Below are 20,423 nucleotides of genomic sequence, written 5' to 3'. Positions count from 1 at the left end.
CTGCCGTCATGGGCAGGCGGGGCGAAGTCCCTATTTTAAGGGGCTGCCTCCACAGGTACAAGGAAGCACGAAAGACTGGCCTCAACGGGCCGGTTTATGGTATAAACGCGCCGCCGAAATGCGAACCCGGGCCTGGCTCGGGGCGCCGGCAAAATCACACACGCGTCAGCACGTTGTTCCAGGGTGCCTGTTTCATGGCCGGGAGGCCGCTCAGGTTGGAGCAATCGGACGTGTGGAGGACTAACCCGAAGCTAAAAGGTAACTATCATGGCTCAGGTAAATATGCGTGACCTGCTCAAGGCAGGTGCTCACTTCGGTCACCAGACTCGCTACTGGAACCCGAAAATGTCGAAGTTCATCTTCGGCGCCCGCAACAAGATTCATATCATCAACCTGGAACAGACTGTTCCTGCCATGAACGATGCGCTGCAGTTCATTGAGCAGCTGGCAGGTAACAAGAACAAGATCCTGTTCGTCGGCACCAAGCGCGCCGCCGCCAAGATCATCAAGGAAGAAGCCGAGCGTTCCGGTCAGCCGTTCGTCAACCATCGCTGGCTCGGTGGCATGCTGACCAACTACAAGACCATCCGTCAGTCTATTCGTCGCTACCGTGACCTGGAAACCCAGAGCCAGGACGGTACCTTCGACAAGCTGACCAAGAAAGAAGCCCTGGACCGCACCCGTGAAATGGAGCGCCTGGAGCGTTCTATCGGTGGTATCAAGGATATGGGTGGCCTGCCGGACGCCATGTTCGTTATCGACGTGGACCACGAGCGTATCGCCATCAAGGAAGCCAACAAGCTGGGCATTCCCGTTATCGGCGTTGTCGACACCAACAGTGATCCGGACGGCGTTGACTATGTGATTCCGGGCAACGATGACGCCATCCGCGCCATCCAGATCTACGTGAAGGCCGTTGCCGACACCTGCATCGAAGCTGCCCAGGCTGGCGGCGCTGCTGACGAGTTTGTTGAAGTCAGCGAAGAGCCTGCAGCCGGCGAAGCCCCCGCAGCCGAGTAACGCTGCTGGTCATACGGCTATCACGTTGACCCGATTGAATGGGGGGCGAGGGTAACCGCCTCCCTTTCGCTGGATTCAACCGCCGGGCCCAACCAGGGCCCGGCTGGTTCTAACTGTTAAGAGGATTGAACATGGCTGCTATTACCGCTGCAATGGTCAAAGAGCTCCGCGAGCGCACCGGCCTTGGCATGATGGAATGCAAGAAGGCACTGGTGGAAGCTGAGGGCAGTGTTGAAGCTGCAATTGAAGAGCTGCGCAAGTCGTCCGGTCTGAAGGCCGCCAAGAAAGCCGGCCGCACCGCCGCTGAAGGCGTGTCCCTGGTGAAGATCTCTGACGACAACACCGTCGCCTTTATCCTGGAAGTGAACTCCGAGACTGACTTCGTGGCCCGTGACGACAACTTCGTCAACTTCGCCAACGATGTGCTGGATGTTGCTTTCGAGCGTGGCGAAACTGACGTCGCCAAGCTGATGGAAGGTGACCTGGAAGCCAAGCGTGAAGCGCTGGTCCAGAAGATCGGTGAGAACATTACCGTTCGCCGTATCGTGAAGGTAGAAGGCCCTGTAGTTGGTGGTTACGTGCACAACACCAACAAGATTGCCGCTGTCGTGGCAATGACTGCTGGTGACCCGGAAATTGCCCGCGATGTCGCCATGCATGCTGCTGCCGTTAACCCCCGTGTAGGCAAGCCGGAAGACATGCCTGCCGAGGAAGTCGAAAAAGAGAAGGACATCATCAAGGCCCAGCCGGATATGGAAGGCAAGCCTGCCGAGATCGTCGAGAAGATGATGGGCGGCCGTATCAAGAAGTTCCTCAAGGAGAACAGCCTTGTAGAACAGCCTTTCGTGAAGAACCCGGACCAGACCGTTGGCGAACTGCTGAAAGCCAACGGCGCTGAGCTGGTCGGCTTCGTTCGCCTGGAAGTGGGCGAGGGCATCGAAAAGGAAGAAGTGGACTTCGCTGCCGAGGTGGCTGCCGCCGCCGGTACCGGCAAGGCCTGAGTCTGCTGACCCCCGGGGCGGTGTTCATCGCTCCGACGGGGTCTCCGGTTTTTGCCGGAGCCCCCTCAGTCTGCCACGCCAGTGCGGGTTCGCCCGGGCTGCCGTGGCGGGCTTGTATCTGAGATGCCCCTTTTGCCAGGGCATGAGGAGCATGTCAGATACAGGTCCATAGCACCCAGAAACTCCAGCGACGAGGGGAACAGCATGCCAGCATCATCCAAAACCCAGCCCAGATACAAGCGCGTTCTGCTCAAGCTCAGTGGCGAGGCCCTGATGGGTGAGCACGAGTTTGGTATTGATCCCAAGGTCCTCGACCGGATGGCACTGGAAATTGGTGCCCTGATCGGTATCGGTGTCCAGGTGGGGCTGGTGATTGGTGGTGGTAACCTGTTCCGGGGCGCAGCCCTGAACGCCGCCGGTATGGATCGCGTGACCGGTGACCACATGGGCATGCTGGCGACCGTCATGAACGGGCTGGCCATGCGGGACGCCCTCGAGCGCTCGAACATCCGCACCCGGGTCATGTCGGCCATTCCCATGAGTGGTATCGTGGAACATTACGACCGTCGCCGGGCCGTGCGTGACCTCAAGGACGGCGACGTGGTGATCTTCTGCGCCGGTACCGGAAATCCGTTCTTCACCACGGATTCCGCCGCCTGTCTCCGGGGTATCGAGATTGAGGCGGATGCGGTGCTCAAGGCCACCAAGGTGGATGGCGTTTACTCCGCGGATCCCATGACAGATCCTTCAGCAGTCAAATACGACCGCCTGACCTATGATGAGGTTCTGGACAAGAAACTGGGCGTGATGGACCTGACCGCCATCTGCCTGGCCCGGGACCATGGCATGCCGCTGCGGGTGTTCAATATGACTGCGCCGGGTGTGCTGACCCGCATTGTGACCGGTGAGCCGGAAGGGACCCTCGTCGAATAGGATCCCCGCCCAGCGATCAGGGCGCAATGGCGAACAAACCGCCCTGGCAGACGAATTCATGCTCCACGCCGTACTGGCATGGGCAGAGACAAACAGACAAGCGAGGACGCGCAAAGTGATTGACGATATCAAAGCCGATGCCGAAAAGCGCATGAAGAAGAGCCTGGAGGCCCTTTCATCCGCCTTCAACAAGATCCGTACAGGTCGTGCCCACCCTGCGATCCTGGACAGTGTGCACGTTAACTATTACGGCCAGGATACACCGTTGAAACAGGTGGCCAGCGTTAACGTCGAAGATAACCGCACCCTGACCGTATCACCCTGGGAGAAGAACCTGATTCCCACCATCGAGAAGGCCATCATGTCCTCCGACCTGGGCCTGAACCCCGCTACCAGTGGCGACATCATCCGCGTGCCCATGCCCATGCTGACGGAAGAGACCCGGCGGGAGATGGTCAAGCAGGCCAAGCACGACGCGGAAAATGCCCGGGTAGGTATCCGTAATGCCCGTCGTGACGCCAATAACGACCTGAAAGAGCTGGAAAAGGAAAAGGAAATCACCGAAGACGACCAGCGTCGCGGTGAAGACCTGATCCAGAAGTTGACTGACCAGTACATTGTCGAGGTCGACAAGGCGCTCAAGGCGAAGGAAGATGACCTGATGGCGGTATAACCGCCAGAAGTAATGCCCGATCGGTACCAGGGGACTGCATGACGGATTCAGTAACAGCGGAAATACCGGTAGAAGCCGGCAAGGTTCCGCGTCACGTCGCCATTATCATGGATGGCAATAACCGCTGGGCCAAGGCCCGGCGGCTCAACGGAGTGGCTGGCCACAAGGCGGGCGTGAATTCGGTGCGGTCGGTGGTTGAGACCTGCGCCCGGGAAGGGGTGGAGGTGCTCACCCTGTTCGCCTTCTCCAGCGAGAACTGGCGACGGCCGGAGGACGAAGTGTCCGCCCTTATGCGCCTGTTCCTGTTTGCGCTGGAACGGGAAGTTAAAAAGCTTCACCGCAACAACATCCGCCTGCGTATTATCGGTGATCGCAGCGCTTTCACCCCCTTGCTGCAGGAGCACATGGCGAGGGCGGAAGAGCTGACCCGGGATAATACCCTGATGACCCTGGTGATTGCCGCCAATTACGGAGGCCACTGGGACATCACCCAGGCGACCCGTCAGGTCGCGGCCAGGGTGGCAGCCGGTGAACTGACGCCGTCGGACATTACTGACGACCTCGTCCAGCAGTACCTGTCCATTGGTGATCTGCCCATGCCGGACCTGATGATCCGCACGGCAGGGGAGCAGCGCATCAGCAACTTCCTGTTGTGGCATCTGGCCTATACCGAGTTCTACTTCTCCGAGGTGTTCTGGCCGGATTTTCGCAGCGACGAGATGCGCAAGGCCCTGGAGGCCTACGCCCGGCGCAAGCGCCGGTTTGGCCAGACTGACGACCAGGTGGACCAGCGTCTGGCTGCCCAGCAATAATTGCTCAGTAACAAGGCGTTGCGGGCTGCTCCCGACGGGTTCGCTGGCCAGGCTCCGGTGGCTATCGGGGCTGGCCTGCGCCAGAGAACAAGAAACAGACTGAGCCAAGGACAAGAGCGAATAGCGACGTGCTCAAGACCCGAATTCTGACCGCGCTGATCCTGGCGCCCATCGCCGTCATCGGCATCTTCTTCCTGCCGCCGCTGGGCTTTGCCGTATTTACCGGCGTGGCGATCACCCTGGGTGCCTGGGAGTGGGCCAATATGGCCGGCTATACCAGTGGTCCGGCCCGCGCAGGTTACGGTGCCCTGGTGGCCCTGATCCTGGTGGCTGTCTATAACCTGCCAACCCTGCCGCTGCTGTGGCTTGGCCTGGCCTGGTGGCTGGTGGCCCTGCAAATGGTGCGCGTGTATCCGCGGGCCAGCGCCCTTTGGAGCAACCCGGTGGTCAGGGGCCTGATGGGCCTTCTGGTGCTGGTGCCGGCCTGGGTCGGCCTCAATCACCTTCGCAACGGCACGTTGTTGTTTGGCGAGCTGGACAGCGGCCTGATGGCGATTCTCTATGTCTTCCTGGTGGTCTGGGTGGCTGATATTGGTGCCTATTTCTCCGGCAAGGCATTTGGCAAGGCCAAGCTGGCACCCCGTGTCAGCCCGGGCAAGTCCTGGGCCGGGGTCTGGGGTGGCCTGGTGGCGGTGGCCCTGCTGGCCATTGCGGCGGGGCTTGTTGCAGGCGCCCAGACGGCCGATATCCTGTTGCTGCTGGTGGCCAGCGTTGTGGTGGCGGCGATTTCCGTTGTAGGGGATCTGCTCGAAAGCATGCTGAAGCGTTTTCGCGGCATCAAGGACAGCAGCCAGCTTCTGCCCGGCCACGGCGGTATTATGGACCGGATTGACAGCCTGACCGCCGCCATTCCCCTTTTCGCCCTGATCATTACCCTGGTGGGCTGGTTATCCGCAGGAGCTACGCTGTGACGACCCAGGCTGCCAAGCGCCACCTGACCCTGCTGGGGGCGACCGGATCCATCGGGCTCAGTACCCTGGACGTGGTACGCCGTCATTCGGATCGATTCTCTGTGTATGCGCTCACGGCGTCCACCAAGGTGGACGACATGGCCGCCCTGTGTCGTGAGTTCCGGCCTGCGGTCGCGGTGATGGCGGATGCTGCAGCGGCGGAACAGCTGGAAAGGGCCCTGGCGGACCTTTCCGGTACCCGGGTGCTGGCCGGTGAAGCCGGGCTGGTGGAGGTCTCTGAGGCGACAGAACCCGATACCGTGGTAGCCGCCATTGTCGGTGCCGCAGGACTGGCTCCCACGCTGGCCGCGGTCAAGGCCGGCAAGCGGGTGTTGCTGGCCAACAAGGAAGCCCTGGTGATGTCCGGGCAGTTGTTCATGGACGCCGTGGTGCAGTCCGGCGCCCTGTTGCTGCCCATTGATTCCGAACATAATGCCATCTTTCAGTGCCTGCCGGCGGAGCGGGTGCGGGACCTGCCCGGTGCAGGGGTGCGACGCATCCTGCTGACGGCCTCCGGCGGGCCTTTCCGTAACCATACGCCGGACATGCTCCGTGAGGTGACCCCTGCCCAGGCCTGCAAGCACCCCAACTGGTCCATGGGCCAGAAAATCTCGGTGGATTCCGCCACCCTGATGAACAAGGGGCTGGAGCTCATCGAGGCGTGCTGGCTGTTCAACACCCGGCCGGACCAGATCGAAGTCCATGTGCACCCTGAGAGCATCATCCACTCCATGGTTGAATATGTGGACGGCTCTGTGCTGGCCCAGCTGGGCAGCCCGGACATGCGCACCCCCATTGCCAATGGCCTGGCATGGCCGGAGCGGGTGGATGCCGGGGTGGCGCCACTGGACCTGTTCGCCCTGGGGCGCTTTCATTTCGAGCGCCCGGACGTGGAGCGCTTCCCCTGCCTGCGCCTGGCGGCGGAAGCTTTCGAGGCGGGCGGCACGGCGCCGGCGGTGCTCAATGCTGCCAATGAGGAGGCGGTGGCGGCATTCCTTTCCGGGGAGCTTTGCTTTGCCGATATCCCGGTTATCATAGAGCATACCCTTGCCAGGGTGCCCACCCGGGCCGCGGATGATTTCGGCGCCATCATGGCGGCGGACCAGTCTGGCCGGGTCGAGGCTTGCGCTGAAATCGAACGCCGGACCAGACGCACCCTGGCGCCCTGACGTTGTAACGGCCGGAGGCCACCCTGACACCATGTTGGACATTCTGCAGACAGTACTGGCGCTGATCGTCACCCTCGGCATCCTGGTGACCATCCATGAGTTCGGCCACTTCTGGGTGGCCCGCAAGTGTGGTGTGCGGGTGCTGCGTTTTTCGGTGGGCTTCGGCAATCCCATCTGGTCGCGCTATGACCGCCATGGCACCGAGTTTGCGATTGCGGCCATTCCCCTTGGCGGCTACGTCAAGATGCTGGACGAGCGGGAAGGGCCAGTGCCGGACGACCAGCTTCATGAGGCATTTACCTCAAAACCACCAGGGCAGCGTATCGCCATTGCTGCCGCGGGTCCTGCCGCCAACTTTATCTTTGCCATTGCTGCCTACTGGCTGCTCAGCGTGGTGGGCTTCACCACGGTCGCGCCGGTGACCGGCGAGATTGCCGAAGGCTCCATTGCAGACCGTATGGGGCTCCGGTCCGGCATGGAAATTCACCAGGTGGACGGCCGGAGCGTGACGTCCTGGCGGGACATCAATATGCGCCTGCTGGAGCGGGCCGGTGAGCAGGACGAAGTCAGCTTCACCATCAGCGACGGTCAGGGCGAGCGTACACTGACCACCACGCTGAACGGCTGGCAGCTGCCGGACGATAATCCCGATCCTCTTGGCCAGTTTGGCCTGAGTCCGCTGCGTCCGAATGTACCGGCGCAAATCGGGCAGGTTGTCAGCGGCGGACGTGCAGAGGCAGCGGGACTACAGGAAGGCGACCGGGTGCTCGCAGCCAATGGCGAGCCGGTAGCAGACTGGTTTGCACTGGTGGAAGTGATCCAGCAGTCACCCGAAAAATCCCTGGAGCTGCGGGTCCGGCGTGGTGATGACACCCTGACCCTGCAGGTTACCCCCGCTGTTCGAGAGGTGGAGGGTGTCGAGCAGGGTTATGTGGGTGCCGGTGTGGCCCAGGTCAGCTGGCCGGATAACATGCTGCGGGAGGTTCGTTACGGGCCGCTGGCGGCGATTCCCAACGCATTTTCGGAAACCTGGTCCGATACCCGGTTGACCCTGGTGGCGATACAAAAGATGATTACCGGCCTGCTGTCGCCAACCAATCTCAGTGGGCCGATCACCATTGCCCGGGTAGCAGAGGCCAGCGTCAGCTCCGGGTTTGAGGACTTTGTCCGTTTCCTGGCCTATCTGAGTGTCAGTCTGGGCATTCTCAACCTGCTGCCCATACCGGTGTTGGACGGCGGGCACATAGTTTATTACACCATCGAGGCCATCCGCCGGCGCCCGCTCTCCGAGCAGGTACAGGCACTGGGATTGCGGATCGGTATGGCCATGATTCTGACTTTAATGGTGTTTGCTCTTTACAACGACCTGATGCGGTTGTGAGAATTGCGAGCTCCTTACGCGCATAAACAGGCGATCTGACTGAATGAGACGTTCTTTACTGGGTGCAGCGATTGGTCTTGCCCTTGCCGGTATGGCCAGCCAGCCGGCCACGGCACAGGAATTTACGGTGGCGGATATCGAAGTCGAAGGCCTGCAGCGGGTTTCGGCCGGTAACGTGTTTTCGGCGTTTCCTGTCGATATTGGCGAATCCCTCAGTGAACAGGAGCTGGCCGAGGCCATTCGTACCCTGTTCAAGACGGGTCTTTTCACCGACATCGAAGCCTACCGTGACAACGGCACCCTGATCCTGGAGGTCCAGGAGCGGCCTGCCATTGCCTCCATTGATATCGAGGGCAACAAGAACATCGAAACCGATGTGCTGATGGATGCACTCTCCGGTGCCGGCATGCAGGAAGGACAGGTGTTCCGCCGGGCCACCCTGGAGCGACTTGAACTGGAGATTTTGCGCTCCTACGTTGGGCAGGGCCGTTACAATGCGCGGGTGAAGGCCAACGCAGAGGAGCTGCCCCGTAACCGGGTTGCTATTCGCCTGGATATTAACGAAGGCGACGTCGCCGCCATCCGCCATATCAACATCGTGGGGAACGATGCCTTCTCTGACGAGGAATTGCTGGACCTGTTTGAACTGCGCACCAGCAGCTGGTGGAACTCCCTTACCAGCAAGGACAAGTATGCCCGCGAACGCCTGAGCGGTGACCTGGAATCCCTGCGCTCCCATTACCTTGATCAGGGCTACCTGGACTTCAATATCGAGTCCAGCCAGGTGTCCATTTCGCCGGACAAGCAGGATGTCTTTGTGGCGGTCTCTGTGAATGAAGGCCGTCAGTACACGATTTCTGATATTCAGTTGCGTGGTGAGCTGATTGTCGGTGAGGAAGAACTGCGTGAGCTGATCGAGCTGGAGCCGGGGGATGTGCTCTCCCGCTCAGAGCTGACTGCCACTTCCGAGCGTCTGTCCCGCCGGCTTGGGCGTGAGGGCTACACCTTTGCCAACGTCAACGCCATTCCCGAGTCAGACTCGGAAGACACCGCGGCTGTGACCTTCTATGTGGAGCCGGGCAAGCGTACCTATGTGCGTCGTATCAACTTCACCGGCAACGTAACCACCAAGGACGAGGTCCTGCGCCAGGAAATGACCCAAATGGAAGGCGGGGTGGCCTCCACCGACCGCATCGAGTTCTCCAAGGACCAGCTGGAGCGCCTTGGGTATTTCCGTTCCGTTTCTGTAGATACCATACCGGTGCCCGGCTCGGACGACCTGGTGGATGTTAACTACAGCGTCGAAGAGCAGCCTACCGGCAGTCTGTCTGCCTCTATCGGATTCTCCCAGGTTTCCGGGGTCATCCTGGGGGCGAATATTTCCGAGAACAACTTTTTCGGCACAGGCAAGCGGGTGTCCATTGGCGCCAACGTGAGCGATTCCATCAAGAGCGCCAACTTCTCCTACGAAGATCCCTACTACACCGTGGACGGCGTCAGCCGGGGCTTCAGCCTGTTCGCCCGGGAGACGGACTTTGAGGAGCAGGACATATCCTCCTACCTGCTGGACGAATACGGCGGTCGCCTGACCTTCGGTTATCCCATCGACCGCTTCACCCGCCTGAATTTCGGGGTGGGCTATACCCTGTCGAAGATCAAGCCCGGTGATTACACCGCAGACGAGGTGCTGCGCTTTATCGAGGAAGAAGGCAACGACTTCAACAACTACTTCCTCACTGGTTCGTGGCGCCGCAGCACCCTTAACCGGGGCATGCTGCCCACGGATGGTTACAGCCATACGCTGTCGGCCGATGTGGCAGTGCCGGGCAGTGACCTGACCTTCTATAAGCTGCGTTATCGGGGAGACAGCTTCTGGCCGCTGAATGAGCAGGAAACCTGGGCTATCCGTGCCCGTGGCGAACTGGGTTACGGTGATGGTTACGGTGACCGCTCCCAGATGCCGTTCTATGAGCACTTCTATGCTGGCGGTTATGGCTCGGTAAGGGGCTTCGAGGCCAACTCCCTGGGTAACCGTGTCGATACCAACAAGACCTGGACCGACGATGATGACCCGTTTGGCGGTAACGTCCTCACGGAGGGCAGCCTGGAGCTGATCGTACCGACCCCGTTTGCCGGCGACACCCGCAGCATGCGCACGGCATTCTTCCTGGACGCCGGCCAGGTGTTTGACACGGCCCGCGGCTTTGACCCGGAGTTTGGTGAAATCCGCGCCTCGGTAGGTGTCGGCTTCCAGTGGATTACCGTAGTTGGCCCGCTGGCGTTCAGCCTGGCGAAGCCAATTACCGACAAGAGCGGTGATGAGACCCAGATATTCCAGTTCTCGCTGGGACAGAGTTTCTGACGACCGCATGCCATGGGGCGATCGCGGTCTCAGCAATGAGGTGGCTTTTCAGGCAAAAAGAGCGTGGAAACCGCATGGCAGGACAGGAGGTAACACAATGGCTGGATTCAGGAAATTCGTGAAGTGTGCGCCGGGTGTGCGAGTGTTTGTGGCTGCCGTGGCGCTGGTGATGGCTATGCCAGCCCTGGCGGAAACCCGTATCGGCGTGGTTGACCTGCGCCAGGCGTTGTTTTCGTCTGACGATGCGCGGGCATTCAGTGATCAGCTGGAGCAGGAGTTCTCCGGTACCGAGGCCCAGGTTCGTGAGGCCCAGCAGGAGGCCCGCCGGCTGCAGGAACGCCTGCAGAAAGACGGTGCCATGATGAACGAAAGCGAGCGCCAGCAGCTGACGGCCGAGTTCCAGCAAAAGGCAGAGGCGTTCACTCGCCAGAAGCAGCAGCTGGATCAGACGCTGAATAGCCGTAAGCAGGCGTTCCTGGACCAGGCGCGTCCGGAAGTCGATGCCGCCGTGAAAGCGCTGATGGAAGAACACGACCTGGATATCATCCTGCCTTCCGAGGCAGTGGTTTCGGTCAAGCCGGAACTGAACCTGACCGAACAACTGCTGGAAAAGCTGAATCAGTAATATGCCTGCCAGGACCATCACGCTCGGGGAGATTGCCAGTGCACTGGGTGCCGAACTCAGGGGTGACCCGCACCTGGTCATTACCGGGTTGGCGACACTGGAGGCGGCGCAGCCGGATCAGCTGAGCTTTCTGGCCAATCCCTCCTACGGTCGTTACCTGGAACGCACCCGGGCAGGGGCGGTACTGGTTTCCCCGGCCATGGCCGACAAGGTACCGACCAATGTCCTGGTACTGGACGATCCCTACCTTGGGTACGCTCGTATCAGCCACGAGTTTGATACGTCACCGGCGCCGGTGGTCGGGGTGCACCCCACGGCGATTATCGATGAGTCGGTGACGGTCCCTGCCAGTGCCAGCATTGGACCCTACGTGGTCATCGAAGCAGGCGTCAGGCTGGGTGATGGGGTGGTCGTTGGCGCTCACTCCATTATTGGCGCCGGTTGTGTGATCGGTGACCAGAGTATACTGCGTCCGCGGGTTACCCTGGCCCACGGTGTCACCATGGGCAAGCGTTGCCATATCCTCAGCGGCGCCGTGATCGGTTCTGACGGGTTTGGCTTTGCCGTTCACAAGGGTGCCTGGCACCGCATCGCCCAGATAGGCGGCGTGACCCTGGGGGACGACGTGGAAGTGGGCGCTAACACAGCCATTGACCGGGGTGCCCTGGACGATACCCGCCTGGGCAACGGCGTCAAGCTCGACAACCTGGTGCAGATCGCCCACAACGTCCAGATTGGCGATCACAGCGCCATGGCGGGTAAGGTCGGTATTGCCGGCAGTACCCGCATCGGCAGCCACTGCATGTTTGGTGGCGCTGCCGGAATCAGTGGCCACCTGACCATTGCCGATGGCGTACAGGTAACGGGCATGTCGCTGGTTACCGGAGATATCCGTGAGCCGGGGGTGTACTCCTCCGGTACTGGTCACATGACCAATCGCGAATGGCGCAAGAACGCTGCTCGCTTCAGACAGCTGGACGCCATGGCGCGCCGGTTGAAGGAACTGGAAAAGATAATTGAGGGCTGAGGCCAATACCCGATGATGCAAATTGATGAAATAATGAACTTTCTGCCACACCGATACCCCTTCCTGCTGGTGGATCGAGTGGTGGAAGTGGAAGCCGGCAAGTCCATTGCCGGTTACAAGAATGTGACCTTCAATGAGCCGTTCTTTACCGGCCACTTCCCGGGTAAGCCCATTATGCCCGGTGTGCTGATCATCGAAGCCATGGCCCAGGTCTCGGGTATCCTCGGCTATGTTACCGCGGGTCGCTCTGCCGCGGATGGTTCTATCCACCTGCTGGCGGGTTCCAACAAGGCCCGTTTCAAGCGTCCGGTCGTGCCGGGAGATCAGCTGCGGCTGGAGTCTACCCTGTTGTCCAACAAGCATGGCATCTGGAAATTTGACTGTCGCGCGCTGGTGGATGGCGAGGTAGTCTGTGTTGCAGAAGTCATGTCGGCCGAGAGAGACGCTTGATGACTGAAAAGCACTGGACCGGTGTCCATCCCCAGGCAATCGTTGACCCTTCCGCCAAACTGGCTGACGGGGTCAGTGTGGGGCCGTGGAGTTACATCGGACCGGGGGTCGAGATCGGTGAAGGCACCGAGGTGCATTCCCATGTGGTGATCAAGGGCCCGACCGTGATCGGTCGTAACAACCGCATATTCCAGTTTGCCAGTGTGGGCGAGGACTGCCAGGACAAGAAGTACGCCGGCGAACCGACTACCCTGGTCATTGGCGACAACAACGTTATCCGCGAGAGCTGCACCATCCATCGTGGTACGGTGCAGGACCGGGGCGAAACCCGTATCGGCAGTGATAACCTGTTGATGGCCTATGTCCACGTGGCCCATGACTGCGTGATTGGTGACAACACGATTCTGGCCAACTGTGCGACCCTGGCTGGCCACGTAACCATTGGCGACTGGGCGATCCTCGGCGGTGGTACCATGGTGCACCAGTTCTGCCATATCGGGGCCCACAGCATGAGTGGCGGGGGCAGCATCGTCCTGAAAGATATTCCCGCCTACGTGATGGCCAGTGGCCAGTCGGCCAGCCCCCATGGCATCAACACCGAAGGGTTGCGTCGTCGTGGCTTCAGCAAGGAGGTGCTGGCCGAGCTGCGCCGGGCCTACAAGATTATCTACCGTCAGGGCCTCACCACAGCCCAGGCACTTGAGGAGCTGGAGAAGGCGTGGCCCTCCCTGTCGGAAATGCAGCCCCTGATGGAGTCCCTGCGCATCGCCGACCGGGGCATCGTCCGCTAGGTCGTCCGGTGACTTCCGCCGACGTTTCCGTTACTGAGCAGCCTTCGTTGGTGCCCGGGGTTATTCACCGGGCACCGGTCACCATTGCCATGGTGGCCGGCGAGGCCTCCGGGGATATTCTCGGGTCTGGCCTGATTCGCTCCCTGCGCAAACGCTATCCCAATGCCCGGTTCGTGGGTATCGGTGGCGAGGAAATGATTGCCGAAGGCTTTCATTCCCTGGTTCCCATGGAGCGTCTATCGGTGATGGGACTGGTGGAGGTGCTTGGCCGGCTGCGTGAACTGTTTGCTATCCGTGCCCGCCTGATGAACTACTTGCTGACCACGCCGCCGGACGTGGTCATTGGCATCGACTCACCGGATTTTACCCTGGGTGTGGAAGAGCGCTGCCGCAAGGCGGGCATACCCACCGCCCATTACGTCAGCCCCTCAGTCTGGGCCTGGCGCCAGAAGCGTATTTTTCGTATCGCTCGCTCCGTTGACCTGATGTTGACCTTGCTGCCCTTCGAGGCCCGCTTCTATGAGGAACACCAGGTGCCAGTGGCCTTTGTGGGCCATCCCTTGGCGGAGCGTGTGTCGATGGAAGTGGACACCGCCGGTGCCCGGGACGCCCTCGGGCTCGACCAGGACAAGCCAGTGTTGGCGATACTGCCAGGCAGCCGGGCCGGGGAGGTGGAACGACTGGGCGGCCTTTTCATGGAAACTGCCCGAAAGTTGCAGGCGGTACACCCGGACCTACAGTTGGTGGTGCCCTGCGTAAATCGTGAAAGGGAGGTGCAGGTCAGGGCATTGGCCGATGCCCTGGATGTAAAACTGCCGCTGACAGTGGTCAGGGGCCGATCCAGGGAAGTGATGGCGGCCGCAGACGTCGTTCTGCTGGCTTCCGGAACCGCCACCCTGGAAGCCATGCTGCTGAAAAAGCCCATGGTGGTGGGCTATCGCCTGAGTAACCTCAGTTATGCGTTGGTATCTCGCCTGGTGAAAGTGCCCTGGGTGTCCCTGCCCAACCTGCTCGCGCAGGAGGAACTGGTCCCGGAATTGTTGCAGGATAACGCCACGCCAGAGAAACTGGCTGCAGCCGTACTGGAGCGGCTGGACAATCCAGCGGAGCGGGAGCGGCTGCATGAGGCCTTCACTCGCTTGCACCACATGCTGCGTCGCAACGCTGACGAGCGTGCTGCCGAGGCGGTGTCCGCATTGATCGAAAAGGAAAGACGCTGATGGCCGCTAAAGCTGTACTGCCTCCGTTCGAATGCCAATACCAGGGCTGGAAGCTGGCTGGTGTCGACGAGGTAGGTCGCGGTCCCCTTGCAGGGCCAGTGGTGACTGCAGCCGTCATACTGCACCCGGACCGTCCCATCAAGGGCCTGGCGGATTCCAAGAAACTTACCGAAAAGCGCAGGGAGGCGCTGTACGACGAAATCATTGAAAAGGCTGCTGCCTGGAGCCTCGGCCGCTGCGAAGCGGACGAGATCGACCGCCTCAACATATTCCAGGCCACCCTCGTGGCCATGGAGCGTGCCGTAGCGGGGCTATGCGTCCCGCCGGAATACGTGCTGGTAGACGGCAACCGCTGCCCCAACTGGCACTGGCCATCCGAACCCGTTATCAAGGGCGATGGCCGGGTTGCCGCCATCAGTGCTGCGTCTATCCTGGCAAAGGTTACCCGTGACCGGGAAATGGTCGCCATGGAAGAAATCTATCCTGGCTATGGCCTGGCGGGCCACAAAGGCTATCCCACACCCGTACACCTGGAGGCATTACAGCGCCAGGGCGTCACCCCCATTCATCGCCGCTCATTCCGCCCGGTCCAGGAGGCACTGGAGGCGTTCGGGGTCTGGCAGGGTGAACAGGCTGGTATTGCTGACATCCACGGGGAAGAACTGCATTGGCCGGAGGACCTTTTCGAGAAGGTCTGAAACCACCCCCCGACTGGTGTAAGCTCAGGGTGTCACGGTGTACCTTGGTCAGGAAGCCAGCCCATGTGCGGTCGTTATAACGTCACAGATTCGCCAGAGGTCCAGGAACTGATGGGGCAACTGGGCTTGCCGGGCATTGCGCCGCGCCCCCAGTTGAACGTCCCCCCGGGCGGTATTGGTGAGTTTGTTATGGAAGCTGGTGGAGATCGTTACCTTGAACCGGGTATCTGGTCGCTATTGATCGAGCCCCGGCCGGAGGGGCATGGCTACCGGCCAAATCCGAAGTTCCATACCTTCAATGCGCGCAGTGACCGACTCACCAGCAGCCCGCTCTGGAAGAAGGTCTATCCCTCCCACCGCTGTATTGTGCCGGTCAGCGGCTTCCATGAATGGCAGGGCAAGCAGGTCTACAACATCCACCCGCAGGGGGAGGCCACCGCCCTGGCCGGGCTATGGCAGTCGTGGCATTTTGGTGAGGAACAGGTGAGCTCTTTCACCGTCATCACCTTGCCGCCACACCCGAGGTTCAGTCACATTCACCCCACGAGCATACCGTTGATGCTCCGGCCGGAGGACTTCGACCTGTGGCTGGACCCGGACTTTCATCATACCGATGCCTTTGCACACCTGATGAAGACACATATCCCGGCGCCGTTGGTGTGTGAGCCGGTCAGGGGTACCAGGGACCTGAAACCCGTCGCAGAGGGCGAAGTGCTTCCGGCAGATTAGGCATTGAGAAAGAGCCAGAGAATGGCGCTACCCAGTGATTGGGGGGTGAAAGGAGAGAGCAATGACCAGATCCAGGTTGTGGTACGCTTCTTAAACCAGTACTTTGCAACCGTAAATAGATCAGCGCGGCGGACGTCTGTTTCCTGGAACTGAGTCAACGGTCCCGTTCCTCACGAGGAACGGGACCTGCGCTGCAACACCTATAATTCAATATTCACTTGATGGCTATCGGATTCACCATCATCTGTACGGCACCCTTAACTTTGGGTTGCCCCAGAACGAACATGAATTCATGCACATTATCTTTGGCTAGTTCAGCCGTATTCATGTTTTCAAGAATATAGACGCCATTCTTGGCCAGCAGGGTCTGATGAACTTCGAATACGCCGGTACCTTCTTCAAAGGGGATGACTTCCAGGCCCCAGTTATCAGCACCGATGGCAACGACGCCCTGATCAGCCAGATATTCAGCGCCATCGACACCTAGTCCCGGCTGAGCCTTGCCAAATCGTTCATTATCCTCCCCTACCAGACTGAGCCAGCCCGTGTGGAAGAGGACTACATCCCCCTCCTGAATCTTCACACCTTGGGCTTCCGCTGCAGCGCGGATTTCTTCGCGGTTGAAACCCTGCCCCTCGGTGAGCATGTCCTGGCCGAAGTGTTTCGTCATGTCCAGAAGCACGCCACGGGTGACGATAGGAGGAATACCTTCTGTGCCCAGCTTCTTCAAGCCATCAACAGCTACGATGTCCTCAGCTGCCAGCCCGTTGTAATGTTTGTGATCGATGCCGATGTGGCCGAAGCCATCGATCTGACTGCCAATGCCCAGCCAAGTATGAAGAACGTCATCCGTGCTGGTCAGCTTGGTTGGCCCGATAGCCTGACCGCCGGCCCTGGGCTCCATCACGGTGATGTCAAAGAAGCGCGTGCCATACGCAGGGAAGTCACGATTTAGCTCAACACCCAGGGAGTAGGCCTTGCCTTCAGTGACCAGGCGTGTCGCTTCCAGGATACGATCTGCGGACAGGTAATTGGCGGCACCAATCGTATCGTCGTCGCCCCACTTGGAAGTCTGCCAGTCCTCGTTCGCAACCGCGCCCGGCGCGATTGCGGCGATTAAAGTACCTGAGACGATTGTTGCCAGAAGTGGCTTTATTATTGCTCTCATGGGATCTGCTCCATCATGTGGTTTTTGTTGGGGAATGCTGGCTGCTTATGATTTGTATCAGTGATGCAGCACATGTCGGCTCATTTCCATTTACTGATGAAATCCACTGCGGCAGCATTGACCTCTTTTGGGTCTGAGGCACTCAAGAAGTGCTGGCCACCCTCAACAACTTTTAGCTGCGCATCCTTCGACCCGGTGAAGCGGGCGATGCCGTTTTCGGCGTTGGCAACGGAGTAAACCGAGTCCGCAGTGCCATGAATCCACAGCACCGGACAGGTAAGGCTGTTAAGCCGTGCCAACAAGCTGTCCCGGTCGCGCAGGTTGATCGAGCAAATCCGCAGACGCTCACGGCCGGCATCTCCGGAATAGTTCCTGCGGTAGACGTCCAGCCAGAAGGCCCGGTCCTCGTCTGATACCGAGTCGCCCAGGCCGGCGTCGAGCACGCCAATAACGAATTCATCCGGTACCACCCAGTCGTCGGGGACGGATTCAGCCAACGCGTCAATGGCTGGCGTACAGAACTCGGTGCCATCCCAGCAGCCGAGCGCCTGGCTTTGCTGGCTTTCGCGGTCCATGGACGTGCCCAGCGGAATAATGCCCTTGATTCGGTCCGGCGCGAGCATGGCGGTTTGGGTAACAATCCAGCCCCCTTGGGATGTGCCCATTGCGAAGGCCTGGTCAATGCCCAGTGCATCCAGCACCTGCAGGTTGGCGATCGCGCTGTCCCAATAGGTGAACTGGCGGTAGGTGGGGTGGGTTTTGCCGTGGCCGTATGGCTCGATGGCCAGGAGGTTGGCCACCTTCAAAAGTTCCTCGTCAGCGAATTGTGGCCTGAACAACTCAGCCGAGGTGGTAAACGAGTTATTCAGGATCAGTGTCGGGAGCGATGGATCGTAGGGCTTGCCAAAGCGGTAACCCACAGTGGAGCCACCGAGGTGGGGGATATCGACGGTTTGGGTGGTGTCAGTCATTGACCAATCCTTTTGTTATTAATATCAGAAAGGAAATATCGAGACATTTGTTACAGCTGGGCGTGGGAGTAAATGCCCAATTCAGTCAAAGCTACAATGGGCTGGAAGTCAAACCCGGGCGGGTGGCAGCCGGTTATTGCGCCGGGGTGCCGAGTGGGAGTTCTTCTGATTGTACTGAAGAAGGGCCGTCCCCGGCGATCACATCCGGGGACGGCTGAGCAGTGTTACTCCTGCCGACGGTAGGGATCCTGGTTATAGGCCTTTACCTCGGCGCGGGCGACCACATTATGGTGGACCTCGTCCGGTCCGTCTGCCAGTCTCAGGGTGCGCTGCTTGGTATACATGTCGGGCAGCTCTGACCACTGGCTGACGCCGGTGGCGCCGTGGATCTGGATCGCTTCGTCGATAATCTTGCAGACTTTCTCTGGCACCATGGCCTTGACCATGGAGACCCAGACGCGAGCTTCCTTGTTGCCAAGCACATCCATCGCCTTGGCGGCCTTGAGGACCATCATGCGCATGGCTTCAATTTCGATCCGCGCGCGGGAAATGGTTTCCATGTTCTTGCCCAGATCCAGGATCGGGCGACCGAAGGCTTCTCGGCTCTGACCGCGTTCGATCATCAGGTCCAGCGCTTTCTCGGCGGCGCCGATGGAGCGCATGCAATGGTGGATGCGACCCGGGCCCAGCCGCAGCTGTGAAATCTCGAAGCCGCGGCCTTCACCCCACAGTATGTTCTCTTTGGGGACCCGTACATTCTCGAGTGTGATGTGCATGTGGCCATGGGGGGCGTCGTCGTGGCCGAACACGTGCATCGGGCCGACCACAGTCAGGCCCGGCGCATCCATGGGGACCAGGATCTGGGACTGTTGACGCCAGGCCTCGGCATCCGGGCTTGTCTTGACCATGCAGATCATGATCTTGCAGCGGGGATCGCCGGCGCCGGAAATGTAGTACTTTTCGCCGTTGATGACCCATTCGTCGCCTTCCAGTACCGCGCTCGTTTCAATATTGCGAGCGTCCGAAGAGGCCACATGGGGCTCGGTCATACCGAAGCAGGAGCGAATCTTGCCTTCCAGCAATGGCTTAAGCCACTGCTCTTTCTGCTCGGGGGTACCAACCCGTTCCAGTACTTCCATGTTGCCGGTGTCCGGCGCGGAGCAGTTGAGGGTCTCCGAAGCCAGGGGGTTCTTGCCCAGCTCCACCGCCAGGTAGGCATAGTCGAGGTTGGACAGACCTTCACCGGTTTCGGCGTTGGGCAGGAAGAAGTTCCACAACCCGGCTTCCTTGGCTTTCTGCTTCGCGCCCTCAAGCAGCTCGAGCTGGCCGGGAGCGTAGCTGAACCGGTCTGCGCGGCCTTGGCCCAGGCGCTCGAATTCTTCCAGAATGGGGTCGACATTGTCACGGATATGTTGCTTGACGGCCTCAAGCAATGGCCGGGATTTTTCCGACATGGTGAGGTCGTTCATTTCTGCTGGCGTGGTAGTGATGTCCACGGGGGCTTCTCCTTGTTGTAGTGAGCTTTCCAGACTCGGGGTTGAGGGTGCTTTCCGACAGTTTACGGATTGCCTTCTGTTATTCTTCGTCCAGGTTCTGGCAGAGCCGATGCAGACTCTTGTGGTCCACAATATCAATCAGGCGGGACATAGGTCAGCTAACGCTAAAGGGCAGACCGGGAAGTGTCAATAATAAAACGAGCGGTCGCTCTATTGCTATTGCTCGGTGGTGCGCCCGGGAATGAGTTGAGCTCTTTGTATCGGCTTTCCAGCTTTACCAACCTCAGGGTAGGCGGTCTTGATACCACAGCGGCACTTTTTTCATCGTCTGCGATGGGATGCGCCCAGGAATCACACCAACGAGAAACAAAAAAGGCAGACCAGTAACTCACGGATCTGCCTTTCTTTTATAGGGTAGCGGGGAGCAGTTACACGCCCAACACGTTCAACCAGATTTTGATTGCTACCGTCTGATACTCCTGCATCAGACTGATCATCCTGAGTCGTTGCTTGCTGGCGACAAGCTCCTCGGGTAACAGTGGGTCGCGAATAATCTGACGAATGACGGACCGACCGAAGACCAGAGATTCCGCTGCGGCTGCTTCTGGTGACAGGCTTTCCAATCTCCTCAATTGATTGGACACCTGATCGACCAACCGTTTGTAGTCCCGGAGCAGGGCTTGCCTATCCCACAGTGACCTTGCTGCCTGCTCGTCCTGATCTGAAAAACCTTGAATCTCGAACACATGCGCTTCAGCAGCCAGACCCAGCCCCTACAGGTCCTTGCGCAGGACCTTGATGCCACCAACCAGGTTATCCGGGCGAACACTGAGCCCCTCAAACAGTCTCTCGAACCCTCGAAGCTTCATTGATCGTTCGTGAGCTCG

The 20,423-nt window shown here is 59.8% G+C and carries 20 protein-coding genes; 16 read left to right on the top strand and 4 right to left on the bottom strand.

Features of this window, described 5'->3' with window-relative positions:
* The first annotated feature begins 267 nt into the window (after window positions 1–267).
* The 16 genes from rpsB (at window position 268) to BM036_RS15730 (ending at window position 15,901) form a co-directional block, all read left to right on the top strand.
* Window positions 268–1,020 carry a 30S ribosomal protein S2 gene (gene rpsB / locus BM036_RS15805; protein WP_091854150.1) on the top strand — a complete coding sequence of 251 codons (753 nt, stop codon included), beginning with the start codon at window positions 268–270 and terminating at the stop codon, window positions 1,018–1,020.
* 131 nt (window positions 1,021–1,151) lie between these two features.
* Entirely contained in the window at window positions 1,152–2,021 is an 870-nt protein-coding gene (gene tsf / locus BM036_RS15800) for a translation elongation factor Ts (protein WP_091854148.1), read from the top strand.
* A gap of 204 nt (window positions 2,022–2,225) precedes the next feature.
* Window positions 2,226–2,954 (top strand): UMP kinase, encoded by a 729-nt coding sequence (pyrH, locus tag BM036_RS15795; RefSeq protein ID WP_091854146.1) that lies wholly within the window; start codon window positions 2,226–2,228, stop codon window positions 2,952–2,954.
* A gap of 115 nt (window positions 2,955–3,069) precedes the next feature.
* Window positions 3,070–3,627 carry a ribosome recycling factor gene (gene frr, locus BM036_RS15790; protein WP_091854144.1) on the top strand — a complete coding sequence of 186 codons (558 nt, stop codon included), beginning with the start codon at window positions 3,070–3,072 and terminating at the stop codon, window positions 3,625–3,627.
* 38 nt (window positions 3,628–3,665) lie between these two features.
* Window positions 3,666–4,439: a polyprenyl diphosphate synthase gene (gene uppS / locus BM036_RS15785; protein ID WP_091854142.1), complete on the top strand. Its 774-nt coding sequence runs from the start codon at window positions 3,666–3,668 to the stop codon at window positions 4,437–4,439.
* A gap of 128 nt (window positions 4,440–4,567) precedes the next feature.
* Entirely contained in the window at window positions 4,568–5,410 is an 843-nt protein-coding gene (locus BM036_RS15780) for a phosphatidate cytidylyltransferase (RefSeq protein ID WP_091854140.1), read from the top strand.
* Window positions 5,407–6,618, top strand: a complete 1,212-nt coding sequence (gene ispC, locus BM036_RS15775; RefSeq protein WP_091854138.1) for a 1-deoxy-D-xylulose-5-phosphate reductoisomerase — start codon at window positions 5,407–5,409, stop codon at window positions 6,616–6,618. The genes BM036_RS15780 and ispC overlap by 4 nt, the downstream gene beginning before the upstream one ends.
* Before the next feature lie 34 nt (window positions 6,619–6,652).
* The gene (gene rseP / locus BM036_RS15770) at window positions 6,653–7,999 is read left to right on the top strand and encodes an RIP metalloprotease RseP (protein WP_091854172.1); all 1,347 of its coding nucleotides are present in this window, start codon (window positions 6,653–6,655) and stop codon (window positions 7,997–7,999) included.
* 43 nt (window positions 8,000–8,042) lie between these two features.
* Window positions 8,043–10,361, top strand: coding sequence for an outer membrane protein assembly factor BamA (bamA, locus tag BM036_RS15765; protein WP_091854136.1), 2,319 nt, complete (start codon window positions 8,043–8,045; stop codon window positions 10,359–10,361).
* 169 nt (window positions 10,362–10,530) lie between these two features.
* On the top strand, window positions 10,531–10,986 hold the full coding sequence (locus tag BM036_RS15760; RefSeq protein WP_413774431.1) for an OmpH/Skp family outer membrane protein: 456 nt from the start codon (window positions 10,531–10,533) through the stop codon (window positions 10,984–10,986).
* 1 nt (window position 10,987) lies between these two features.
* Window positions 10,988–12,013 carry a UDP-3-O-(3-hydroxymyristoyl)glucosamine N-acyltransferase gene (gene lpxD / locus BM036_RS15755; protein ID WP_091854132.1) on the top strand — a complete coding sequence of 342 codons (1,026 nt, stop codon included), beginning with the start codon at window positions 10,988–10,990 and terminating at the stop codon, window positions 12,011–12,013.
* A 12-nt stretch (window positions 12,014–12,025) separates the two neighbouring features.
* On the top strand, window positions 12,026–12,463 hold the full coding sequence (gene fabZ, locus BM036_RS15750; RefSeq protein WP_091854130.1) for a 3-hydroxyacyl-ACP dehydratase FabZ: 438 nt from the start codon (window positions 12,026–12,028) through the stop codon (window positions 12,461–12,463).
* Window positions 12,463–13,254, top strand: a complete 792-nt coding sequence (gene lpxA, locus BM036_RS15745) for an acyl-ACP--UDP-N-acetylglucosamine O-acyltransferase (RefSeq protein ID WP_091854128.1) — start codon at window positions 12,463–12,465, stop codon at window positions 13,252–13,254. Before fabZ ends, lpxA begins: the two co-directional genes overlap by 1 nt.
* 62 nt (window positions 13,255–13,316) lie before the next feature.
* Complete coding sequence (lpxB, locus tag BM036_RS15740) at window positions 13,317–14,474, top strand: lipid-A-disaccharide synthase (RefSeq protein ID WP_281247033.1); 1,158 nt, start codon at window positions 13,317–13,319, stop codon at window positions 14,472–14,474.
* Window positions 14,474–15,172, top strand: coding sequence for a ribonuclease HII (gene rnhB, locus BM036_RS15735; protein WP_091854126.1), 699 nt, complete (start codon window positions 14,474–14,476; stop codon window positions 15,170–15,172). Before lpxB ends, rnhB begins: the two co-directional genes overlap by 1 nt.
* A gap of 63 nt (window positions 15,173–15,235) precedes the next feature.
* The gene (locus tag BM036_RS15730) at window positions 15,236–15,901 is read left to right on the top strand and encodes an SOS response-associated peptidase (protein ID WP_091854124.1); all 666 of its coding nucleotides are present in this window, start codon (window positions 15,236–15,238) and stop codon (window positions 15,899–15,901) included.
* Window positions 15,902–16,115: 214 nt separating this feature from the next.
* Here the strand turns inward: BM036_RS15730 and BM036_RS15725 are convergent, their stop codons facing one another.
* From BM036_RS15725 to BM036_RS15710, 4 genes are all read right to left on the bottom strand, one after another.
* Entirely contained in the window at window positions 16,116–17,069 is a 954-nt protein-coding gene (locus BM036_RS15725) for a cyclase family protein (RefSeq protein WP_091854122.1), read from the bottom strand.
* Window positions 17,070–17,149: 80 nt separating this feature from the next.
* On the bottom strand, window positions 17,150–18,040 hold the full coding sequence (locus BM036_RS15720; protein ID WP_091854120.1) for an alpha/beta fold hydrolase: 891 nt from the start codon (window positions 18,038–18,040) through the stop codon (window positions 17,150–17,152).
* Window positions 18,041–18,264: 224 nt separating this feature from the next.
* A complete protein-coding gene (locus BM036_RS15715; protein ID WP_091854169.1) occupies window positions 18,265–19,509 on the bottom strand; it encodes an acyl-CoA dehydrogenase family protein in 1,245 nt (414 codons plus the stop codon).
* A gap of 455 nt (window positions 19,510–19,964) precedes the next feature.
* The gene (locus BM036_RS15710) at window positions 19,965–20,282 is read right to left on the bottom strand and encodes a PaaX family transcriptional regulator C-terminal domain-containing protein (protein ID WP_177186082.1); all 318 of its coding nucleotides are present in this window, start codon (window positions 20,280–20,282) and stop codon (window positions 19,965–19,967) included.
* Window positions 20,283–20,423 lie beyond the last annotated feature (141 nt).

The sequence above is a fragment of the Marinobacter segnicrescens genome (genome assembly GCF_900111555.1).
Taxonomy (GTDB): domain Bacteria; phylum Pseudomonadota; class Gammaproteobacteria; order Pseudomonadales; family Oleiphilaceae; genus Marinobacter; species Marinobacter segnicrescens.
The sequence above is the reverse complement of the archived record's forward strand: the minus strand, read 5'-3'. Positions and strand labels throughout refer to the sequence as shown.